We start from the raw sequence: 20,071 nt of genomic DNA on the forward strand, positions 1-20,071 counted from the left end.
TTTTGATCTGCCCCGTCGGGAGGCCGAGTGGAGGTTCTGCGCAGTGGGCACCGCGGCAAGGATGCCGCGGTAGCCGCCCCCGGCCATGGATGGCCGATGGCGGCGGGCCCACGGAGCAGGACCGGAGCGAGGGTACCCTGAGCCTAGGCGAAGGGCCGTACGTCAGGGGCAAAGCCTTTTGCTTACTTTTCGGCGTCTGGAAAAGTGAGTCGCTGTAAGAGCGAAACCGCCAGCCGCCGTTACCGCAGCAATGGATATGCACACCATCAAAAAACGCGCCCGACACACAGCCTTCGCGGGCAAGCCTCGCTCCTACAGGATCCAAAGCCAGACTCAGGCCAGGCTTTTGCTGACCACTTCAAACACATCACTGGACAATTGACCCGAAGCACGAATCCGCTCCAGCTCCCCTTTCATCAACGCCTGACGAGCATCGTCGTATTTGCGCCAGCGCGTCAGCGGCGCCAGTTGGCGAGAAGCAATCTGCGGGTTGAACCCGTTCAGTTCGATGACCAGATCCGCCAGGAAGCGATACCCCGAACCATCCGCCGCATGGAAGTTGATCAGGTTCTGCCCGGCAAACGCACCGACCAGCGCCCGCACCTTGTTCGGGTTCTTGATGTTGAACGCCGGATGCTGCATCAACTGACGCACACGTTCCAGCCCGCCCGGCAACGTACTGCCCGCCTGAACGCTGAACCACTGATCCATGACCAGCGGATTGTCCTTGAAGTGCTCGGCAAAACCGGCCAGCGCCAGGGCTTTTTCTTCTTCGAACGGCGAATTCACCAACACCGCCAATGCCGTCAGGCGCTCGGTCATGTTGTCGCTGGTCTCGAACTGCTCAAGCGTCGCCGCCATTACTTGCGATTGACCACTGAGCATCAGGTACGACAGCGCAATGTTCTGCAAGGCACGACGGGCAAAGTGCTCGGCTTCGGCAATGTACGGGGTTTGTTTCGACAGAGCGCGGTTGGCCTGGTAACGCGACCACAACGCCTCGAACAAACCATCTGCCAACGCCTTGCGGGCAAACTCGCGAGCGATGTGGATGGCATCAACGTCAGCCACTTCGCTGATCTCGGTCAGATACGCCTCACCCGGCAGCGAGAGCATTTCGGCGACCATCGCCTGATCCAGCGTCTCGTCCGACAGCACGGTACGCAAGGCCGAAATCAGGCGCTGATCCAGCACCAGCTTCTCGCCCTTCTGCTGCTGGGCGATCAGCTCTTGCAGCACTTGCACCGACAACTGCTGACCGGCATCCCAGCGGTTGAAACCGTCGCTGTCGTGCTGCATCAGGAACATCAGTTGGTCGCGGTTGTACGGGAAGCTCAGTTTCACCGGCGCCGAGAAGCCGCGCAGCAACGAAGGCAGCGGTTGCTCAGCGATATCGACGAAGGTGAAGGTCTGTTCGGCTTCGGTCACCGAAATGACGCGCGAGGTGCCCTGGGCGCTGGCTTCGCCGGACAGGCGCAAGGCAACAGGCGCGCCTTTGGAATCCAGCAGGCCCAATTCAACCGGGATCACGAACGGCAGTTTTTCAACCTTGTCCGGGGTCGCCGGGCAGCTCTGACGGAACGTCAGGCTGTAGGTTTTCGCTGCTGCGTCGTAGGACTCGCTCACCGCCAGACGCGGCGTGCCAGCCTGGCTGTACCAGCGTTTGAACTGGGTCAGGTCGACACCGTTGGCATCTTCCATGGCCTTGATGAAGTCATCGCAGGTCACGGCCTGGCCGTCATGGCGCTCGAAATACAGGTCGCTGCCTTTACGGAAACCGTCGGCGCCGAGCAAGGTGTGGATCATGCCGACCACTTCCGAGCCCTTTTCGTACACGGTCAGGGTGTAGAAGTTGGAAATCTCGATGAAGCTGTCCGGGCGCACGGCGTGAGCCATGGGACCTGCGTCTTCGGCGAACTGATGAGTGCGCAGGTAAGCCACGTCCTGGATGCGCTTCACGGTGGCCGAGTTCATGTCGGCGGAGAAACCGGAATCGCGGAACACCGTGAAGCCTTCCTTCAGCGACAACTGGAACCAGTCGCGGCAGGTCACGCGGTTGCCCGACCAGTTGTGGAAGTATTCGTGAGCGACGATCGCTTCGACACGCTGATGCGCGGCGTCGGTCGCGGTTTCAGCGCGGGCCAGCACGGCGCTGGAGTTGAAGATGTTGAGGCCCTTGTTCTCCATGGCGCCCATGTTGAAGTCGTTGACCGCAACGATCATGAAGATGTCCAGGTCGTATTCACGACCGTAGACTTCTTCGTCCCAGCGCATGGATTTCTTCAGGCTGTTCATGGCGTGCTGGCACTTGTCGATGTTTTCCGGCTCGACGTAGATGCGCAGCGCCACGTTGCGCTCGGTCATGGTGGTGAAGGTGTCTTCGACGCACCACAAATCACCGGCCACCAATGCGAACAGGTACGCCGGTTTCTTGAACGGGTCTTCCCAGGTCGCCCAATGGCGGCCGTCTTCACCCGGACCGCTGGCAATCGGGTTGCCGTTGGACAGCAGCACCGGGTAGCTGTGCTGCTCCGCGACGACCGTGGTGGTGAACGTGCTCATCACGTCCGGGCGGTCGAGGTAATAGGTGATCTTGCGGAAGCCTTCGGCCTCGCACTGGGTGCAGAACATCGTGCCGGACTTGTACAGGCCTTCCAGCGCGGTGTTGGTTTCCGGGTGAATGCGTACGCTGGTGTCGACCGTGAAGCTGGTGCTGGTCGGATGCAGCGTCAGGTGGTTCTCGGTCAACTGATAGTCGGCAGCTGTCAATTCGCGGTCGGCCAGGGTCACCGACAGCAGATCGAGTTGCTGACCGTCCAGCACCAGCGGCGGCAGGCCCGGGCCACGCTCAGGGTTGCGGCGCATCACCAGTTGCGCATGGACCAGGCTGTGGTCCTCGAACAACTCGAAGGTCAGGTGCGTCTCGTCGATCAGGTACTCAGGCGCCTGATAGTCTTTCAAATAGATCATCTTCGGTTGTTCGGTGCGCATGCTGGAGTCCTTACTGATGCACGGCGAGCTGATAAGCCGTGTATTTACGAATATTGATCACGCCGGTGTCGAAGATCAGGTACTGGCCCTTGATCCCCAGCAGCGTGCCTTCGGCAATCGGGTTCTTGTCCAGGTTGAAGCTGACGATTTTGGCCGGGTATTGCTCCACCGGATAACGGATCTCCAGCGGCTCGGCATCGCTAATAGTCTGGATCGCCTGCAGACCAAATCGTTCCTGCAAGGTTTGCAGGCCTTCGGCGCAGCTTTCAAACAGCTGATCGCGAACTTCGACAAGGTCCACCGAAACCGCTTCGCCCTTGAGTAAAGCACGCCAGTTGGTCTTGTCCGCCACCTGACTGCGGAACAGGTCTTCGACGAAGCCTGACTGCTGACGGGTCGCAACACGCATGATCGGCAACGCCTGACGAGCACCCTGGTCAATCCAGCGTGTCGGCAGTTGGGTCGCGCGGGTAATCCCGACTTTGACCCCGGACGAGTTCGACAGATACACGATGTGATCGGTCATGCAGAACTTCTCGCCCCACTCCGGCTCACGGCAGGTGCCGGCGTCGTAGTGGCAGCGCTCCGGGCTCATGATGCAGATATCGCACTGCGCCAGTTTGGTCATGCACGGGTAGCAGTAACCCTGGCTGAAACTGGTTTTGGTCTTGCGCCCGCAATGGCAGCAGTGGATCGCCCCCAGGTATTCCAGGCGTACCGTGGTGCCGATCAACGGGTTGACCGGCACTTCGACATCGCCCAGACGAAACGCGTACTGCACGTCGGCCCCGTCCAGGCGGGCCGACATTTTACTGATTGTACCGCGGCCAATCTCGATCAATGGATGGCATCCGACTTGAACAGGATATTCGGCACTTCAATCGACTTCGAGCCGCATTCCTGCACGCCCATGTAACCGGTGCGCTGGTCTTCGGGCAGGTTCTGGATTTCCCAGGCGATCATCGCTTGCAGCGACAGTTCGCGTTGTTCGGCGGTGAGTTTGCCACCGTCGGACCATTTGCCGATTTCCACCGCCAGTTTCAGGCTCTGGTAGATATCGGGGGTGATGTTTTTGATCATTTCGTTAAAAGAGGACATCAAGGTCTCCGAACTTACATAACTTTTTTAGGCGGCCAGTTTACGGCGGTTGTACAAACCACCCAACAAACCGGTGAAGCATCCGATGAGTAACCCGCCGACGTGGGCGGCGTTCGCAATTTCACCGAAGCCGATCATCGAGACCAGCCCGGACAGGCACAGCAGCAGCCACACCAGCATCATCACCAGCACCCCGCGAGGCAGGCGATAAGCGCGGTTCGGCGACAGGATCTGAAAGATCCAGCAATGCCCGAGCAGGCCATACAGCACGCCGGACAACCCGCCAAACAAGGTCGGGCCGCTGAAATAAAACTGCGCGTAGTTCGACACCAGGGCGAACAGCAGGGTCAGGCCAATCAGGTTGATGCCGCCTTGACGCGACTCAATGCGTCGCCCCAGTTCCCAATACCACATGCCGTTCATGGCCAAGTGGAGGATGCCGAAGTGGATCAGCATCGGCGTCACCAGACGCCACCACTGCCCCGCTGCCAGGCTGTCGGCCAATGGCGTGAAATGGATGTATTCGCCGACCACCCGGAAATCGAGGAAGGTCAACCAGCGCATCGTGTCGAGGTTTTCGCCCAGCAGCGTCACCGCACCGACGATCAGGCTCAGCAGCAGCACCGCCGCCGTCGCTTTGGCGTGGCGCAATTGCTCGACGAAACCAGGACGCTTCGCGGTTATCGCCACCGGGATGTCCAGTTGCTGATCGGGATCACCCGTCGGAAAACGCTCGTACAACGCACGCACGTCTTCACTGATATTGGCGGGCACCCACAACACCTGCTCGCCCTGCTCTTCGCTGACCCGATGCGGCACCTGCATGCGTTGCAGCAGTTTGACGAACCCGCTCAGATCCACCGCCAGCGGCAGGCGTAAAACGGCCACGGCGCTCATCGAAGTGCCTCCGGCCGTTCGACGTCGACCCAGACGAATTTGTGCGGATCGAGCCGGGTTTCCTGATCCAGTCGATAGGCGACCAGCTTGCCGTAAAGCACCGCGCTGTAATCCAGGCAGGCCAGGTTCGGGCGGATCGGCGCCGGTTTGCCGCTGCGCCAGTAGTGGCCGACGAACAACAAGGGCTCGTCAACGCCATAGCGCAGCAAGGTGTTTTTCTCGGTGGACGACAGCGGCGTTCGGGCCACGGGTTCCGGTAAAGCGTCAGGCTGGAACACGATGTCTCCGTAGGTTTGCGGGTCGTCTTCCCAGAATTTGGTGCGAAAGAACGAGCGCGTCAGGCCATCGCCGCTGGTCATGGTCAACCCGTCAGGCAAGCGCATGTCGGTGCCGCGCAGCAAACGGTCGAACACGGTGCAGGCAAAACTGCCCGGCACGGCCGAGGCCTGGAGGAAATGTTCATCGACGCAGCCGTCGTGAAACAGAGCGCGTAGCGGCTCGATCAAGCCCGCATCCCAGCAGGCGTGAACCACACGGAAACGCCCGGCATCCACAAACAGCGGCAGTTCGTAGAACCATTGCTGGAAGTCATGCCAGTCGGCGGGATGGTCTTCAAACTGGGTCAGGGTTTCACCCAACAGGCGCGCATGACGTGGCGTGTGTTCACGGACGAATTGCTTGCCGCTGCCCGGCGGCGCTGGCGTGCTCCAGCCGAGTGCGTTGAATTCATGGTTGCCCATGATGCACAACGCCTGGCCAGCCTCGACCATGTCGTGGACGATGTGCAGCGCCTCGCGAATCCGCGGGCCGCGGTCGATGATGTCACCGACGAACACCGCCATGCGCGACGGATGCCGCCAGACGCCGCCCTGTTTGTGATAACCGAGCAGGTCGAGTAAGTGCTCAAGGGTCAGGGCGCAACCGTGCACGTCACCGATAAGGTCATAACTTCGCGCGGGATCGAGCATCAGTCGCCTCCACCCCCCAACTTGCTGCCCCAGCCGAGTTTGGTCCGGCAGACTTCGTAGTAGTTGTGGTCAAGCGGATGAATCAGCCGCAGCTTCTGCGCTTTCTTGCTCACGGTGATGGTGTCACCCGGCGCGCAGGTGAAGTGGTTCTGCCCGTCACAGGAGACTTGCGGGTAGATCTGCATATCCTTGGACACGACGATTTTCAGCTCACTGTTGCCATCGACCACAATCGGTCTACCCGACAAGGTATGGGGGTACATCGGCACAATCACAATAGCGTCAAGTTTGGGGTGCATGATCGGGCCGCCCGCCGACAGCGCGTACGCGGTCGAGCCGGTCGGCGTGGAGACGATCAGGCCGTCGGCCTTCTGGCTGCAGACAAACTGGCCGTCGATGTACAGCTCGAACTCGATCATGCGCGTCGATTTGCCGGGGTGCAGCACCACATCGTTCAGCGCATCGCCCTGGCCGATGGCCTCGGCGTGGCGGCGGACTTCGGCTTGCAGCAGGAAGCGGTTTTCCACCAGATAGTGGCCGTCGAGTACTTCGGCGACTTTGACTTCCAGTTCATCAGGGCGAATATCGGTCAGGAAACCGAGGCTGCCACGGTTGATGCCGAGCACCGGAATATTGTGTCGGGCCAGTGCGCGCGCGGCGCCAAGCAGGCTGCCGTCACCGCCGACCACAATCACCATGTCACAGACTTCACCGAGCATCTTGCGCGATGAAGTTTGCAGGCCATGACCCGGCAGGACTTCAGCGATGGTGTCTTCGAGGATCACGTGCAGGTGACGATCGAGCAGAAACCGTTTCAGTCGGCGGACGGTATCCAGCACCTGCGAACTGCCCAGGCGACCGATGATGCCGATATTACGAAATTGCTCCATGGTGCCCCTACGGTTTGCGACGGCGAAAACCACGATTATGGGCGAAAGCGCGGGATAGACAAAATCCTTTCAGCCACAAGGGCGCACTCAGGTTTAGGGCTATGCTCGCAAGATGATCCTATTTCCCGATTTGCTGCAGTTACCCCACCAGTTGCGCCACCCCGAGGTCCGCGACCTGGCCTGGGTCATCCTCGCGCCGCCGATGCTGGAGGTCACGCCGTGGCCGCAACGCCATCCACTGGCCGGCAGTGACTGGGTGCAGGCGCCGGAACGGCTGGAACTCTGGCTGCGGCAACTGGATCACGACAGCTACGACTTGCTGCACTGGCTGGCCCAGGCCCGGACCCGGCGCCTGGGTCTGTATTACGAACGGCTGTGGCAATACGCGGTGCGCCATGCACCGGGCATCGACCTGATTGCCGCGAACATGCCAATCCGTCGCGAAGGCCACACGCTGGGTGAACTGGATATGCTGCTGCGCGATCGCGACGGCGTGCATCACCTGGAACTGGCGATCAAGCTTTACCTCGGCCCGCAAAATGGCGCGGGGCATAACACCGCGCACTGGCTGGGGCCAGGCTGCCACGATCGGCTGGACCGCAAACTGGCGCACCTGAGCCAGCATCAGCTGCCGATTTCCGCGCGACCGGAGAGCCGCGAGGTCCTGGCGGCGCTGGACATCCAGCAGTTCAGTGCGCATTTGTGGCTGGGCGGCTATCTGCTTTATCCGTGGCCGGGGCAATCCGAAGCCCCAAGCGGTGCGCACCCGCAGCATTTGCGCGGTAGCTGGCTGCATCAAAAGGATTGGAATGATTTTGTCACGCAGCGCCCGTTCGGTCGCTGGCAACCCCTGCCCCGCCATGCCTGGCTGGCGCCGGCGCACTACCCGGCCGAGCAGACCTGGAGCACGCAACAGCTGCAAGCGTGGCTGAGCGATCTGGAACCGCTGGCGCCGGCGCAGTTGCTGGTGCGGTTGATCGAGAATGCGAATGGGGAGTGGGAGGAAGCGGAGCGCTTGTTTCTGGTGGCGGATCTTTGGCCGAATGTGCCGGGCAGTGGTTAGTTTTTGTAGTGACTAGACTGGCCCCATCGCGAGCAGGCTCGCTCCCACATTGGATTTGCGGCGTTCACAAAATCCCTGTGGGAGCGAGCCTGCTCGCGAAGGGGTCGATGCGGTTTAAACGGACAACCGCACAGCCAACGCCGCCAACGTCACCAACAACACCGGCACCGTCAACACAATCCCGACCTTGAAGTAATACCCCCAGCCGATCCGAATGCTCTTGCGCTCCAGCACATGCAGCCACAACAACGTCGCCAGGCTGCCAATCGGCGTAATCTTCGGCCCTAGGTCACTGCCGATCACGTTGGCGTAGATCATCGCCTCCTTCACCACTCCGCTCGCCTGACTCGCGTCAATCGACAGCAGGCCAATCAGCACCGTCGGCAGGTTATTCATGATCGACGACAACAGCGCCGTCAGCACACCCGTACCCATGGCCGCGCCCCAGACGCCGTAACCGGCAAAACCGTCCAGCCAACCCGCCAGATACCCGGTGAGCCCGGCGTTACGCAGGCCGTAGACCACCAGATACATGCCCAGCGAGAAAATCACGATCTGCCACGGCGCTTCTTTCAGCACCTTGCGCGTGGAAATCTTGTGGCCTCGGGCAGCAATGGCCAGCAGCAACGCCGCGCACACCGCCGAAATGGCACTGATGGGAATACCCAGCGGTTCCAGCGCAAAACACCCGATCAACAGGATCAGCAACACCGCCCAACCGGCATAAAACGTCGCCGTGTCATGGATCGCACTGGACGGATGCTCCAGTTGCTCAGGGTTGTAATCCTTGGGAATGTCGCGCCGGAAAAACCACATCAACACCGCCAGTGTCGCCGCAACGCTCACCAGGTTGACCGGAACCATCACCGCCGCGTAGCGATTGAAGCCGATGTGGAAGAAGTCGGCGGAAACGATGTTCACCAGGTTCGACACCACCAGCGGCAGGCTGGCAGTGTCGGCAATAAACCCGGCGCCCATCACGAACGCCAGGGTCGCCGCCGGGGAAAAGCGCAACGCCAGCAGCATGGAAATCACGATGGGCGTGAGGATCAGCGCCGCCCCGTCGTTGGCAAACAAGGCCGACACCAGCGCGCCGAGCAGCACCATATAGGCAAACAACTTGCGCCCACTGCCCCGCCCCCACCTTGCGACATGCAGTGCCGCCCAGGCAAAGAACCCCGCCTCATCCAGCAACAGGCTGATGATGATCAGCGCTACAAAAGTGCCGGTGGCGTTCCAGATGATCTGCCACACCAGCGGAATATCACTGAGGTGCACCACACCGAAAATCAGCGCCAGCACGGCGCCGAACACCGCACTCCAACCGACACCGAGGCCTTTGGGTTGCCAGATCACCAGGGTGATGGTCAGCAGGAAAATCAACGACGCAATGAGCATGCAAAGCAGCCTTCAACAGAAATCAGGGATTAACAGCAACGTACAGGTCGATCGGTCATGGCTTGAAGGCGTGCGACATCGGCAGCCAGCCAGCCTTGATGTTCAGCCAGCGCGCCGTGCAGCAGAGTGACGACCCAAGGCGCCAGGTCCGGGTGCAGGCGATAGAACACCCATTGCCCCTGACGGCGGTCCGCCAACAGCCCATTGCTACGCAAGAGCGCCAGGTGACGGGAAATTTTCGGCTGACTCAAATCCAGCCCGGCGGTCAACTCGCACACGCACAACTCGCCTTCGCGGGCGATCAACAGCGCGATACGGCTGCGCGTGTCATCGGCCAGGGCCTTGAAAACATCGACGGGACTGTAAGAGTCGGACATACAGGGAAACGCCTCCGGACAAACGAGGCGTGAATATATGGAATTTCGAATATCCAGTAAAGCAAAGTCTGGAAACGTTTGTTTGTGCAGCCGCTGCCGAGCCTGCATTCGGCAGCGGCTATCAAAGTGGTTTTCAGACTTTCTTATGCTGCTCGACCCACTGCCCGTACGCATTGATGAAACTCTGCAAAAACGGCTTCACCGTCTCGGACAATCTGCCCGCTTCATCGAAGGCCGAACCGGCACCGCTCAAGTAGGCTTCCGGTTGTTGCATGCAAGGCACATTGAGAAACACCATGGACTGGCGCAAATGATGGTTGGCGCCAAACCCGCCGATAGCCCCCGGTGAACAGCTGATCACCGCACCCGGCTTGCCACCCCAGGCGCTCTTGCCATATGGACGCGAACCGACGTCGATTGCGTTCTTCAACGGCGCAGGAACCGAACGGTTGTATTCCGGGGTGACGAACAGCAACGCGTCGGATGAACTCACTTGTTGCCGGAAAGTGCTGTAGGCTGCCGGCGGTGATTCGCCATCGATGTCTTCGTTGTAGAGCGGCAAGTCGCCAATTTCGACGATGTTGAGCTTGAGATTTGCAGGTGCCAGATCGGCCAGGGCCAACGCCACCTTGCGGTTGATCGATTCCTTTCTCAAGCTGCCGACCAGAACGGCGATCGTGTAGACATTGCTCATGGAAGATTCTCGACTGTCCGATGGAAAGAGCTTGTAGTTATAGATGACGATTCAAGCAGTGGGCGACTGAAAAACGCCGCCCCTGACTATTTTTTTCCTGTAGGAAAACTTACCTCGCCCAACCACGGTCTACAGAACCGCAAATTGAGTGATTTATCTCCAGAGGTTCTAAGCAGATGGCAGCAGTACTCGTCAGTCAGTTCCATGCAAGAGACGCGGAAGGCCGTGTCTATTCCGTGCATGAGTTCCAGGAATCCACCCCTTCGGCAGACGGCCTCACCGCTGTCACCACCTACAAGCTGGCCATTGGCGACCGCGTCAACAAGCTTGATGAGAACGAGTTTCTGCTGGTGCAATCGGGCGTCACCCTCATTCGTGAACCCGAAGCCAGCGTCGCCTCATAACCTCGCGTTATGAGCAGAAGTCTTATGCGCGGACTTGGGTTAGGATTCAGCCACTGACTCCCTCACCTGCTGAACATGGACTTCACGCATGCGTTTACGTCATATCGAAGTGATCCAGGCGCTCCTGCAGACCGGTCACCTTGGCACCGCCGCCGAATGGCTGCAGCTGCCAGTGGCCGAGGTCGAAGGCATTCTGCGTGACGCTGAGAGTCAGTTGGGTTTCATGCTGTTTTCCAGCGTGCGTGGACGCTTGCAAGCCACGCGCGAGGCGCGGGAGCTCCAGGTCGAAATCGCCCACGTCTACGATGCGCTCGAGCCGGTCCTGCGACTGGCCAGCAGCCTCAAGCAATATCAGGCCCCACCCCTTCGCATCATTTGCACGCCGCCCTTGGCACAACAGTTGTTGCCACAGAGCATCGCGGCGTTGCGCCGGCGTCTCCCCGACGTGCCTTGCAGCCTCCTGAGCCAACCCACCCGCGACATCGTCAGAAGCCTGCTGCTGCGCGAAAGCGATCTGGGCCTGAGCCTGCATGATCCCGACCATGCCGATATTCACTGCCAGGTGATTGCCCAGGGCAAACTCCAGCTGCTGGCCCCCCATGGCTGGCTGCAACCGAAGCAGAAGTACATTTCGCTGCAAGACCTGGCGGGGCAGTCGATGGTCGGCCTGGAAGGTCATGATCCGCTGAGCCCGGCGCTCGACAACAAACTGCACGCCCTGCGCCCTGCCCCGGTGATTCACACCCGGGTTCAGACTCACCAGATGATGCGCAGCATGGTCGAAGCCGGTGAAGGCCTGGCGATTGTCGACCCGTTCACCGCGCTCGGGGCCAAATCCGCCGGCCTGGATGCCTGCCCGCTGGCGCCCGCCGTGCCGATCAGCGTCTACGCCCTGACCCTGAAGAACGGCGAGCCTTCCCCTGCCCTTCAGGCACTGCTGGACATCGTCACGGAACAAGCCGTGGCGATGTTGGCGAGCTGATCGGGCTTTCCAGCGGATTGTCGAATAGTCGATACCAGAACAATGCGATTTCGGCGGTGTTCGGGTCGATGCCGCGATAGCGCAGATGATCGACACCCCCCATCACATAACCGCAGCGCTCATACAGCCGACATGCGCCCAGATTGTTGTTCTGGGTTTCGAGCATGATGCCCGGCAGTTTTTTCTTGCGGCTCCAGAACTGCGCCACATCCAGCAGCGCCTTGGCCACGCCATGCCGGCGGGCCGGCGCGTGGACCGCCAACTCGTCGATATGGGCAAAGCCGTTCCAGTTGGTGCTGATCACCAGGTGGCCCACTGGCTCATCATCGAGATAAGCCATGAAAATCGCGCTGTCGGCGGCGTCGCGGAAACTGCTGAATTCCTCGGGATCGATGCCATAGCACTTGCGGTAAGGGGTAATTGGCGTGACCGCCCATTGCTCCATCGGTTTGCCGATTTCGGCGGCGACATAGGCCGTGACTTCAAAACTGAAATCACTGCCCCAGATGTAAGCCGCAAAGCCGTCGTCGGCAACGCGAACCGACAGCCCTGGGTATTTCGGATTCATGACCGGTTGCATACTGGGAAAGGTCCTCACTCCTTGATGCAATCGACGGTGTAATGCCGCCCATTGCCCTCGTCTTCGTGTTGCAAGCCGTGCACATCGACGACAAACCCCGGGAAACTGCTATCGAACGTGCGGGCAAACGCCAGGTAATCGATGATCGAGCGGGTCGACTCGGTGAAACGTTCGCCGGGCATGATCAACGGAATCCCCGGCGGATACGGCACCAGCATCACCGCGGCGATGCGGCCGTCCAGCGCATCGATGGACACTGCTTCCACCTCGCCACGCACCAGATGATCATAAGCGTCAGCCGGCTTCATGGCGATTTCCGGCAACACGGTGTACATGCGCTTGAGATGTTTGGCCGTGGCATTGCTGCGGTAACAGGCGTGCAGTTGATCGCACAAATCGCGCAGCCCCATGCCCTTGTAACGCGCGCCTTCCTGTTGCGCCACGCAGGGCAGGCAGGTCACGAGGCTGACGTTGGCGTCGTAACTGCGCTTGAACTCCAGCAACTCGGTCAGCAACGTGCTCCATTTGCCCTTGGTGATGCCCATGGAGAACAGCACCAGAAATGAATAGAGCCCGGTCTTCTCGACCACCAGCCCACGCTCCCAGAGGAATTTGCTGACCACCGCCGCCGGAATCCCGCGCTCGCTCAACGCACCGCCGGCGGTGAGGCCCGGCATCACCAGCGTGACCTTGACCGGATCGAGCAGCACGTAGTCATCGGTCACGCCGCCAAAACCGTGCCAGTCGGCATCGGGTTGCAGCAGCCAGTCTTCCGTCACCACGCGCTCGATGCCTTCCACCGACGGCGGCTGCCAGATGGAAAACCACCAATCATCAGCGGCAATATGCTGACGCAAATTCGCCAGTGCCCGACGGAAACTCAGGGCTTCGTCGAACATTTCCTGCAACAGCGAGCGACCCGCCGGACCTTCCATCATCGCCGACGCCACATCCAGAGAGGCGATGATGCTGTACTGCGGCGACGTGGAGATGTGCATCATGAACGCTTCGTTGAAGCGGTCGCGATCCAGTTGCCGCGCACCGCCGTCCTGGACGTGAATCATCGAGGCCTGACTGAACGCCGCCAACAGTTTGTGGGTGGAATGAGTGGTGAACACCAGCGGGCTGTCCGCGCTGCGCGAAGTGCCCATGCCGTAACGTCCGGCAAAAAATTCGTGAAACGCCGCATAGGCATACCAGGCTTCATCGAAATGCAGCACCTCGACGCTGTTGCCCAGGCTTTGCTTGATCAGTTCGGCGTTGTAACAGAGGCCGTCGTAGGTCGAATTGGTCACCACCGCCAGTTTGACCTTGGGCGCACGGCCCTTGGTCAACGGGCTGGCGTCGATCTTGGCCTGAATCGATTCGCGACTGAATTCACTCAGCGGAATCGGGCCGATGATCCCCAGCTCGTTGCGTTCCGGGCACAGGTACAACGGAATCGCGCCGGTCATGATGATCGAGTGCAATACCGACTTGTGGCAGTTGCGGTCCACCAGCACCAGGTCATCGCGGGCGACCATCGAATGCCAGACAATCTTGTTGGCCGTCGAGGTGCCATTGATCACGAAGAAGGTGTGATCGGCGCCAAAGTTGCGCGCCGCTCGCGCTTCCGCCTCGGCCAGAGGGCCGGTGTGGTCGAGCAGCGAACCGAGTTCCGGCACCGACACCGACAAGTCCGAACGCAGGGTGTTTTCCCCGAAAAACTGGTGAAACGCCTGCCCCACCGGGCTCTTGTGATAGGCCACGCCGCCACCGTGGCCGGGCGTGTGCCAGGAATAGTTGGAGTCGGCGGTGTGTTGCACCAACGCCTTGAAGAACGGTGGCAGCAGGCCATCCAGGTATTTGCGTGCGGCTCGTGCGACCTGCCGTGCCAGAAACGGCACGGTGTCTTCGAACAAATAGAGAATACCGCGCAGCTGATTGAGCTCGTCCATCGCATCGGCCGGGGCGTTTTCCAGCGTCACCTGCTCGCCCAGCGCGAAAATCGGCAAATCCGGCGCACGCACCCGCGCCAGACCGATCAGTTCGGCCATGTTCTGCAACAGATGGGAGTTGGCGCTGGGGTCTTCGGCGGCGATCAACATGCACGAGAGGCCATGATGGGTCGACGCGACCAACCGCCCTTCGGTGTAATCCACTGCCGAGACAATGCTGAAACCTTCCTGCTCCAGCTCCCGGGCGATGCCACGCACCCGATCACCGGCAACCGTGTCGGCCTTGATGTCGCGATGGACGATCAAGACCGGGAATCTCAAATCTTTATACATGGGGCTCAGTGTCCTGAGGCGGCAGTCCGTAGCCTGCCAATAACCTCAGGGTAGAGGGTTGAGGCGCTTGTGGCGAGTGCAATGCCCCGAAATGGGTCACGAGTGGATCGCATAACCCTGTAGGAGCCGGCTTGCCGGCGATCGCGTCCGTTCAGGCAATGAACGTGTCGACTGCCCCGCCGCAATCGCCAGCAAGCTGGCTCCTACAGATTCGATGTCTATCTCGAGATTTACGCCTGAGCTTCAGCCTCAAGCAGTTGCTGCCACAGCGATGGCGCACCGGCGGATTTGGCGATGACTTCCAGACGGGCCATGTGTTGCGCCAAATCATCTTCACTGGCGCGGATGATACGGGTTGGCTGGCGATCGGCCGGCAAACGGCGGATCTCCGTGGCTGAGTTGTCCGCCCCCTCACCAGACCCGTTGCCGTCGGACGCATTGCCGGCCAGCGACAGGCTGGTCTGGCCGCCGGTCATGGTCAGGTAAACGTCGGCGAGAATCTCGGAGTCGAGCAAGGCGCCGTGGAGCTCACGGCCGGAGTTGTCGACGCCATAACGTTTGCACAAGGCATCGAGGCTGTTGCGCTGCCCCGGGTGACGTTCCCGGGCCATCATCAGGGTGTCGAGGATCGAGCAGTGTTGCGTGATGTCCGCACGATCGTGCTGGCCCATCAGGGCGAATTCGTTGTTGATGAAGCCAACGTCGAACGCCGCGTTATGGATGATCAGCTGCGCGCCCTTGATGAATTCGAAAAACTCATCAGCCACTTCAGTGAAGCGCGGCTTGCCTACCAGGAATTCGTTGGTGATGCCGTGAACGCCGATGGCGCCTTCATCACTCTCGCGGTCCGGTTGCAGGTAAACGTGAAAATGCCGGCCGGTCAGGCGCCGACCGATCAACTCGACACAACCGATTTCGATAATCCGGTGGCCGTCGGTCACCGGCATGCCGGTGGTTTCGGTATCGAGTACAACGGATCTGGTGGCCATCAGTGCTCAGCTCTCAACGGGTCAATCGTGCAAAAACGGCGATGTTAACACGCCCACGGGATCAGGCGTGCGCACAGGCAAATGACTGAAGCTCATGCAGTTTTTAACAATCATTAGCAATGTTCATAAAGTCTGGCAAAGAACGGCTTGATAGCGTGCGCGGCTTGTTTCCGATGGATTTGAGCTCGTCATGACCACCACACAATCGCTACGCCTGCTGGTCCTGGGCGGTTGCCTGATCGCAACCACCGCCCAGGCCACCAGTTTTGTAATCAGCACCGATATCACGTTGAGCCTGACCTTGAGTTCGTCCAAGGGCACGAGCGGATCATTCAAGGACGACAAGATTGTGCTGGCGGCCAAGGATGATGCGGCAGCGTTTGTGGCGAGTGACGGGGAGATTCGCGGGGCGCGGATTGAAGCGGCATTCGAGAGGATTCGTGGCGGGCTGAGCGATCAGTATTCAGACCAACAACTGGCCAACGCCATTTTGATGCTGTGAACACCGATCTTGTAGGAGCCGGCTTGCCGGCGATAGGTCCTGAGCCTTGTATTGATCTCAGGAACGCTATCGCCGGCAAGCCGGCTCCTACAAAGGTCAGGCTTGTTTGTAACCGCGCACTTCATCCACGCCACGGTTAGCCAACTGGTCGGCCCGCTCGTTGCCGTGATGCCCGATGTGCCCGCGCACCCACTTCCAGGTGACGTTGTGGCGGTTGACTTGCTCGTCCAGCAATTTCCACAGGTCAGCATTTTTTACCGGTTCTTTCGCTGCCGTTTTCCAGCCGCGTTTCTTCCAGTTGTCCATCCATTCGTTGATGCCTTTCATCACATACTGCGAGTCTGTCACCAGCAGCACGTCGCAGGAACGCTTCAGTTCTTCCAGCCCGCGAATCGCGCCCATCAGCTCCATACGGTTGTTGGTGGTGTTGGCTTCGCCACCCCAGAGTTCTTTTTCAACGCCCTTGCACACCAGCAATGCGCCCCAGCCGCCTGGGCCAGGATTGCCCTTGCAGGCGCCGTCGGTGAAGAGTTCTACGCTATCGCTCATGCCAATCTATCCAGAAAATGCGGTGGCCCGCCGACCGTTGATCGACGATGCCCGAGGCCGGGACGCGCCCGGCCGGGAATATAAAAAGTGTTACGGCTCGATGTTGCGGCGGTTGACCTTGGCCATCGGCAATGGAATCAACTTGCCCATCGGCTCGCGACGTTCCTGACGAACCGGCCGCAGGCCGACCACGATCTTGCGCGCGACCAATAAATAGAAGCCGCCACCCGACAGTTGCCAATCACCGGCCTTGCGCTCCCAACCGGCCAAACGGGCTTGCCAGGCCGGGGACGCAAGCGGCGGACGATAGCACCCGAAGCGGCGTTTCTCCAGCGCGAAGCCCAGCAGGTTCAGCCAGTCGGCGACCCGCGACGGCGAAATGCACCGCGCCTTGCGCAAGGCGTCATGGGCGAACACGTGGCGCAAGCCCCAGCTGCTCCAGGGGTTGATCCCGATGATCAGCAAATGCCCGCCGGGACGCACGCTGCTCGCCGCTTCGCGCAGCAAACCATGGGGCGACAGGCAGAAATCCAGGCCGTGCTGCAACACCACCACATCGGCAGCGTGCTCGCTCAACGGCCAGGCCTGCTCTTCACACACAATCTCGACACCCGGCAATGGCGCACCCAGCCGCACATTGCGCTGGACCTGCGGCGCCGACGGCGGTGTCTCGGCCGAAGGACCGTAATGCACCAGATAGCCACCGAAGAAGCGCCCCAGCTCGTCTTCGAGCATGCGGCGTTCTTCGTCCAGCAGAAACTGCCCGATGGGGCCGGACAGCCATTCACGGGCCGCGCTGATCAGGGCCAGCCAGTCAGGATCAGCCTGAGCGAACGCTTTATCAGTCATTGCATTCTCCAACGCGCCAGGAAGTTCTAAGATGCGCCATTGTTTTCCGCTTGGCGAATCCGACGATGATACAGATCAGTGCCCTGCCCGCCTTCACCGACAACTACATCTGGTTGTTGCAAGACCCCGACACGCGACGCTGTGCGGTGGTCGATCCCGGCGATGCCGCGCCGGTCCAGGCCTGGCTCGCGGCGAATCCGGGTTGGGCACTGAGTGATATTTTGATCACTCACCATCATCACGACCATGTCGGCGGCGTCGAACAGTTGAAAAAAGCGACGGACGCGAAGGTCTACGGCCCGGCCAGTGAAACCATTCCGGCGCGGGACGTCGCGCTCAAGGACAACGACCGTATCAGCGTGCTCGGCTGCGACTTTGAAGTCATCGAAGTACCCGGTCACACGTTGGGACACATCGCTTTTTATCATCAGGGCCTGCTGTTTTGCGGCGACACCCTGTTCGCCGCCGGTTGCGGGCGGCTGTTCGAAGGCACGCCCGAGCAAATGCACACCTCGCTGACACGCCTCGCATCCCTTCCCGAGGATACGCAGGTGTATTGCACGCATGAATACACCCTGAGCAACCTGCGCTTCGCCGCAGCGGTTGAACCGGGTAATCCGCACACGGCCGCACGACTGGCAAAAGTCACCGAACAACGTGCAGCAGGCATCATCACGCTGCCTTCGTCGATCGCTCTGGAAAAGCTGACAAACCCGTTTTTACGTGTCGACGAAACATCTGTTAAAGAAAAAGTGGACGAACGGAATGGCACCTATAACCGGGCTCCGAGTGCGGTTTTTGCTGCTCTGCGCGCTTGGAAGGATAAGTTCTGAGAGGGCTTGCCGTTGGTGCGAAAAATCTGAATGGTTGACCGCAGAGGGTGCGCTTTCTAGAATCGCCCGACATTTTTGCCCGGAACTTACTTCCAGCCAATGTCGTCATCTATTCGTAAAGCCATCAATTCAGACGCATTGACCCGCTTGGCTCAAGCCATAGCGGTGGCTGTGTCCGCCACTCTGGCGGGCTGTTCCAGCCATGTGCCGCAGACCGACGCGGCACATACCCCGAACATCGCAGCGCGAGCCAAACAGAAGCCCATCTGGCTCAGCGAAAAGCCTAGCCCGCAAATTCCACAGGACGTCTGGGAGCGCATGCGCCAGGGCTTCCAGTTGCAGGAAGGCCTGGGCGTCAACCCGCGCATCGAGCAACAGCGCCTGTGGTTCGCCAGCAACCCTTCCTTCCTCGAAAATGCCGGCGAACGTGGCAGTCTCTACATTCACTACATCGTCGAACGCCTTGAAGAACGCAACATGCCGCTGGAACTGGCACTCCTGCCAGTGATTGAAAGCGCCTACAACCCAATGGCCTATTCCCGGGCCGACGCGGTTGGCCTGTGGCAATTCATTCCCTCCACCGGGCGTTACTTCAACCTGCGCCAGACCCGTTTCTACGATGGCCGTCGCGACATTACCGCGTCGACCACCGCCGCGATGGATTACCTGACCCGTCTGCACGACATGTTCAACGGCGACTGGCTGCTGGCCCTCGCGGCTTACAACGCGGGTGAAGGTACGGTCAGCCGGGCCATCGAACGTAATGAAAGACTTGGCCTGCCTACCGATTACTGGAACCTGCCGCTGCCGTCGGAAACCCAGGCCTATGTGCCGAAGTTGCTGGCCCTGTCGCAAGTGGTCCTGGCACCCGAAGCCTACGGCGTGAACCTCAACCCGATCGCCAACGAACCGTATTTCCAGGCCGTCGAAATCAACCAGCGCATGGACCTGTCCAAGGTTGCAGCGGTGGCCAATATCGACGAAGACGAGTTGTTCCAGCTCAACCCGGCCTTCAAGCAGCGCACCACCACTCTGGACGGCCCTCAGCATTTGCTGGTGCCGACGTCCAAGGCGCAACTGCTGACCGCCAGCCTGTCGACCATGCGTCCCGAAGAGCTGATCAGCAAGAAGTCGCTCAAACCGGTGTTCGAAGGCGCAGACGATACCCAGATCGCCAGCCTCAAACGTGCCTACCGCGTGAAACGTGGCGACAACCTCGGCACCATCGCCAAGGCCAACAAGGTCGACGTAAAAGACCTGCAACGCTGGAACAAGCTGACCGGCAAGGACCTCAAGGTTGGCCAGACGCTGGTGATGCAGGACAAGACCAAGCGCAGCTCCGGACGCGTCAACACCGTAGTGGCCGCCAACACCAAGGCGAATGGCAAGACGGACACCAAGAAACCGCAGACCCAATACAAGGTCCAGCAAGGTGACTCGCTGTACATCGTGGCCAAGCGTTTCAACGTTGAAATGCAGCACCTCAAGCGCTGGAACCCGCGTGTCGGCCAGGCGCTGAAGCCGGGCCAGATGTTGACGGTTGCTTCGCCGCACTAAAAAAAGCCCCTGACTTCAGGGGCTTTTTTTTGCCCAAATACCATAAACAGGTTCACACAAACCCTGTAGGAGCCAGCTTGCTGGCGATGGGCTCAAGTGCGCCGCGTTTAACCAGATTTCACGCGATATCGTTAACGACCATCGCCAGCAAGCTGGCTCCTACAGGGTTTGTGTACGACG

At 60.1% G+C, this 20,071-nt stretch carries 20 protein-coding genes; 6 read left to right on the forward strand and 14 right to left on the reverse strand.

Annotated features, from left to right (window positions below):
* Nucleotides 1–333 precede the first annotated feature (333 nt).
* Genes pepN through J4E42_RS27655 form a run of 6 tightly spaced genes read right to left on the reverse strand, consistent with a single transcriptional unit; the run spans nt 334 to nt 6,844 of the window.
* Nucleotides 334–2,991 carry an aminopeptidase N gene (gene pepN / locus J4E42_RS27630; RefSeq protein WP_008038283.1) on the reverse strand — a complete coding sequence of 886 codons (2,658 nt, stop codon included), beginning with the start codon at nt 2,989–2,991 and terminating at the stop codon, nt 334–336.
* A gap of 10 nt (nt 2,992–3,001) precedes the next feature.
* Nucleotides 3,002–3,832, reverse strand: a complete 831-nt coding sequence (locus J4E42_RS27635; protein WP_207286637.1) for a DUF2797 domain-containing protein — start codon at nt 3,830–3,832, stop codon at nt 3,002–3,004.
* Nucleotides 3,829–4,089 carry a YeaC family protein gene (locus tag J4E42_RS27640; protein ID WP_008028592.1) on the reverse strand — a complete coding sequence of 87 codons (261 nt, stop codon included), beginning with the start codon at nt 4,087–4,089 and terminating at the stop codon, nt 3,829–3,831. Before J4E42_RS27640 ends, J4E42_RS27635 begins: the two co-directional genes overlap by 4 nt.
* 27 nt (nt 4,090–4,116) lie before the next feature.
* Nucleotides 4,117–4,986, reverse strand: coding sequence for a rhomboid family intramembrane serine protease (locus tag J4E42_RS27645; RefSeq protein WP_008038279.1), 870 nt, complete (start codon nt 4,984–4,986; stop codon nt 4,117–4,119).
* Entirely contained in the window at nt 4,983–5,957 is a 975-nt protein-coding gene (locus J4E42_RS27650; protein ID WP_207286647.1) for a metallophosphoesterase, read from the reverse strand. Before J4E42_RS27650 ends, J4E42_RS27645 begins: the two co-directional genes overlap by 4 nt.
* Nucleotides 5,954–6,844, reverse strand: a complete 891-nt coding sequence (locus J4E42_RS27655; RefSeq protein WP_008028599.1) for an NAD(+) kinase — start codon at nt 6,842–6,844, stop codon at nt 5,954–5,956. Before J4E42_RS27655 ends, J4E42_RS27650 begins: the two co-directional genes overlap by 4 nt.
* Before the next feature lie 112 nt (nt 6,845–6,956).
* Between J4E42_RS27655 and J4E42_RS27660 the strand changes: the two genes are divergently transcribed.
* Complete coding sequence (locus tag J4E42_RS27660; protein WP_207286638.1) at nt 6,957–7,907, forward strand: DUF1853 family protein; 951 nt, start codon at nt 6,957–6,959, stop codon at nt 7,905–7,907.
* A 114-nt stretch (nt 7,908–8,021) separates the two neighbouring features.
* On the opposite strand, the gene J4E42_RS27665 is transcribed toward J4E42_RS27660, so the two are convergent.
* The 3 genes from J4E42_RS27665 to J4E42_RS27675 all read right to left on the reverse strand — a co-directional run bounded on the left by J4E42_RS27665 (nt 8,022) and on the right by J4E42_RS27675 (nt 10,376).
* Nucleotides 8,022–9,305, reverse strand: a complete 1,284-nt coding sequence (locus J4E42_RS27665) for an arsenic transporter (RefSeq protein ID WP_207286639.1) — start codon at nt 9,303–9,305, stop codon at nt 8,022–8,024.
* 29 nt (nt 9,306–9,334) lie between these two features.
* Complete coding sequence (locus tag J4E42_RS27670) at nt 9,335–9,682, reverse strand: metalloregulator ArsR/SmtB family transcription factor (RefSeq protein WP_008028603.1); 348 nt, start codon at nt 9,680–9,682, stop codon at nt 9,335–9,337.
* Between the two features lie 133 nt (nt 9,683–9,815).
* Entirely contained in the window at nt 9,816–10,376 is a 561-nt protein-coding gene (locus J4E42_RS27675) for an NADPH-dependent FMN reductase (protein WP_008028605.1), read from the reverse strand.
* Between the two features lie 176 nt (nt 10,377–10,552).
* On the opposite strand from J4E42_RS27675, the gene J4E42_RS27680 reads away from it, so the two are divergent.
* Together J4E42_RS27680 and J4E42_RS27685 are read left to right on the forward strand one after the other, a co-directional pair.
* Nucleotides 10,553–10,780 carry a hypothetical protein gene (locus J4E42_RS27680; RefSeq protein WP_008028606.1) on the forward strand — a complete coding sequence of 76 codons (228 nt, stop codon included), beginning with the start codon at nt 10,553–10,555 and terminating at the stop codon, nt 10,778–10,780.
* Between the two features lie 88 nt (nt 10,781–10,868).
* Nucleotides 10,869–11,762: a LysR family transcriptional regulator gene (locus tag J4E42_RS27685; protein WP_008038270.1), complete on the forward strand. Its 894-nt coding sequence runs from the start codon at nt 10,869–10,871 to the stop codon at nt 11,760–11,762.
* On the opposite strand, the gene J4E42_RS27690 is transcribed toward J4E42_RS27685, so the two are convergent.
* From J4E42_RS27690 to dnaQ, 3 genes are all read right to left on the reverse strand, one after another.
* Nucleotides 11,728–12,342 (reverse strand): GNAT family N-acetyltransferase, encoded by a 615-nt coding sequence (locus J4E42_RS27690; protein ID WP_207286640.1) that lies wholly within the window; start codon nt 12,340–12,342, stop codon nt 11,728–11,730. The two genes, J4E42_RS27685 and J4E42_RS27690, sit on opposite strands and share 35 nt — an antisense overlap.
* 14 nt (nt 12,343–12,356) lie before the next feature.
* Nucleotides 12,357–14,612, reverse strand: a complete 2,256-nt coding sequence (locus J4E42_RS27695; protein ID WP_207286641.1) for an Orn/Lys/Arg decarboxylase N-terminal domain-containing protein — start codon at nt 14,610–14,612, stop codon at nt 12,357–12,359.
* Between the two features lie 230 nt (nt 14,613–14,842).
* Nucleotides 14,843–15,601 carry a DNA polymerase III subunit epsilon gene (dnaQ, locus tag J4E42_RS27700; protein ID WP_008038265.1) on the reverse strand — a complete coding sequence of 253 codons (759 nt, stop codon included), beginning with the start codon at nt 15,599–15,601 and terminating at the stop codon, nt 14,843–14,845.
* A gap of 190 nt (nt 15,602–15,791) precedes the next feature.
* Between dnaQ and J4E42_RS27705 the strand changes: the two genes are divergently transcribed.
* A complete protein-coding gene (locus tag J4E42_RS27705; RefSeq protein WP_008038263.1) occupies nt 15,792–16,103 on the forward strand; it encodes a DUF2388 domain-containing protein in 312 nt (103 codons plus the stop codon).
* A gap of 96 nt (nt 16,104–16,199) precedes the next feature.
* Here the strand turns inward: J4E42_RS27705 and rnhA are convergent, their stop codons facing one another.
* Nucleotides 16,200–16,652: a ribonuclease HI gene (gene rnhA / locus J4E42_RS27710; protein WP_008028618.1), complete on the reverse strand. Its 453-nt coding sequence runs from the start codon at nt 16,650–16,652 to the stop codon at nt 16,200–16,202.
* 90 nt (nt 16,653–16,742) lie between these two features.
* A complete protein-coding gene (locus tag J4E42_RS27715) occupies nt 16,743–17,501 on the reverse strand; it encodes a methyltransferase domain-containing protein (protein ID WP_008038260.1) in 759 nt (252 codons plus the stop codon).
* Between the two features lie 65 nt (nt 17,502–17,566).
* Here J4E42_RS27715 and gloB point away from each other — a divergent pair, with 65 nt between their 5' ends.
* A complete protein-coding gene (gene gloB, locus J4E42_RS27720) occupies nt 17,567–18,334 on the forward strand; it encodes a hydroxyacylglutathione hydrolase (RefSeq protein ID WP_207286642.1) in 768 nt (255 codons plus the stop codon).
* A 99-nt stretch (nt 18,335–18,433) separates the two neighbouring features.
* Entirely contained in the window at nt 18,434–19,891 is a 1,458-nt protein-coding gene (locus J4E42_RS27725; RefSeq protein WP_207286643.1) for a transglycosylase SLT domain-containing protein, read from the forward strand.
* Nucleotides 19,892–20,071 lie beyond the last annotated feature (180 nt).

It is taken from the genome of Pseudomonas sp. FW300-N2A2, assembly GCF_017351735.1.
Classification (GTDB): Bacteria; Pseudomonadota; Gammaproteobacteria; order Pseudomonadales; family Pseudomonadaceae; genus Aquipseudomonas; species Aquipseudomonas migulae.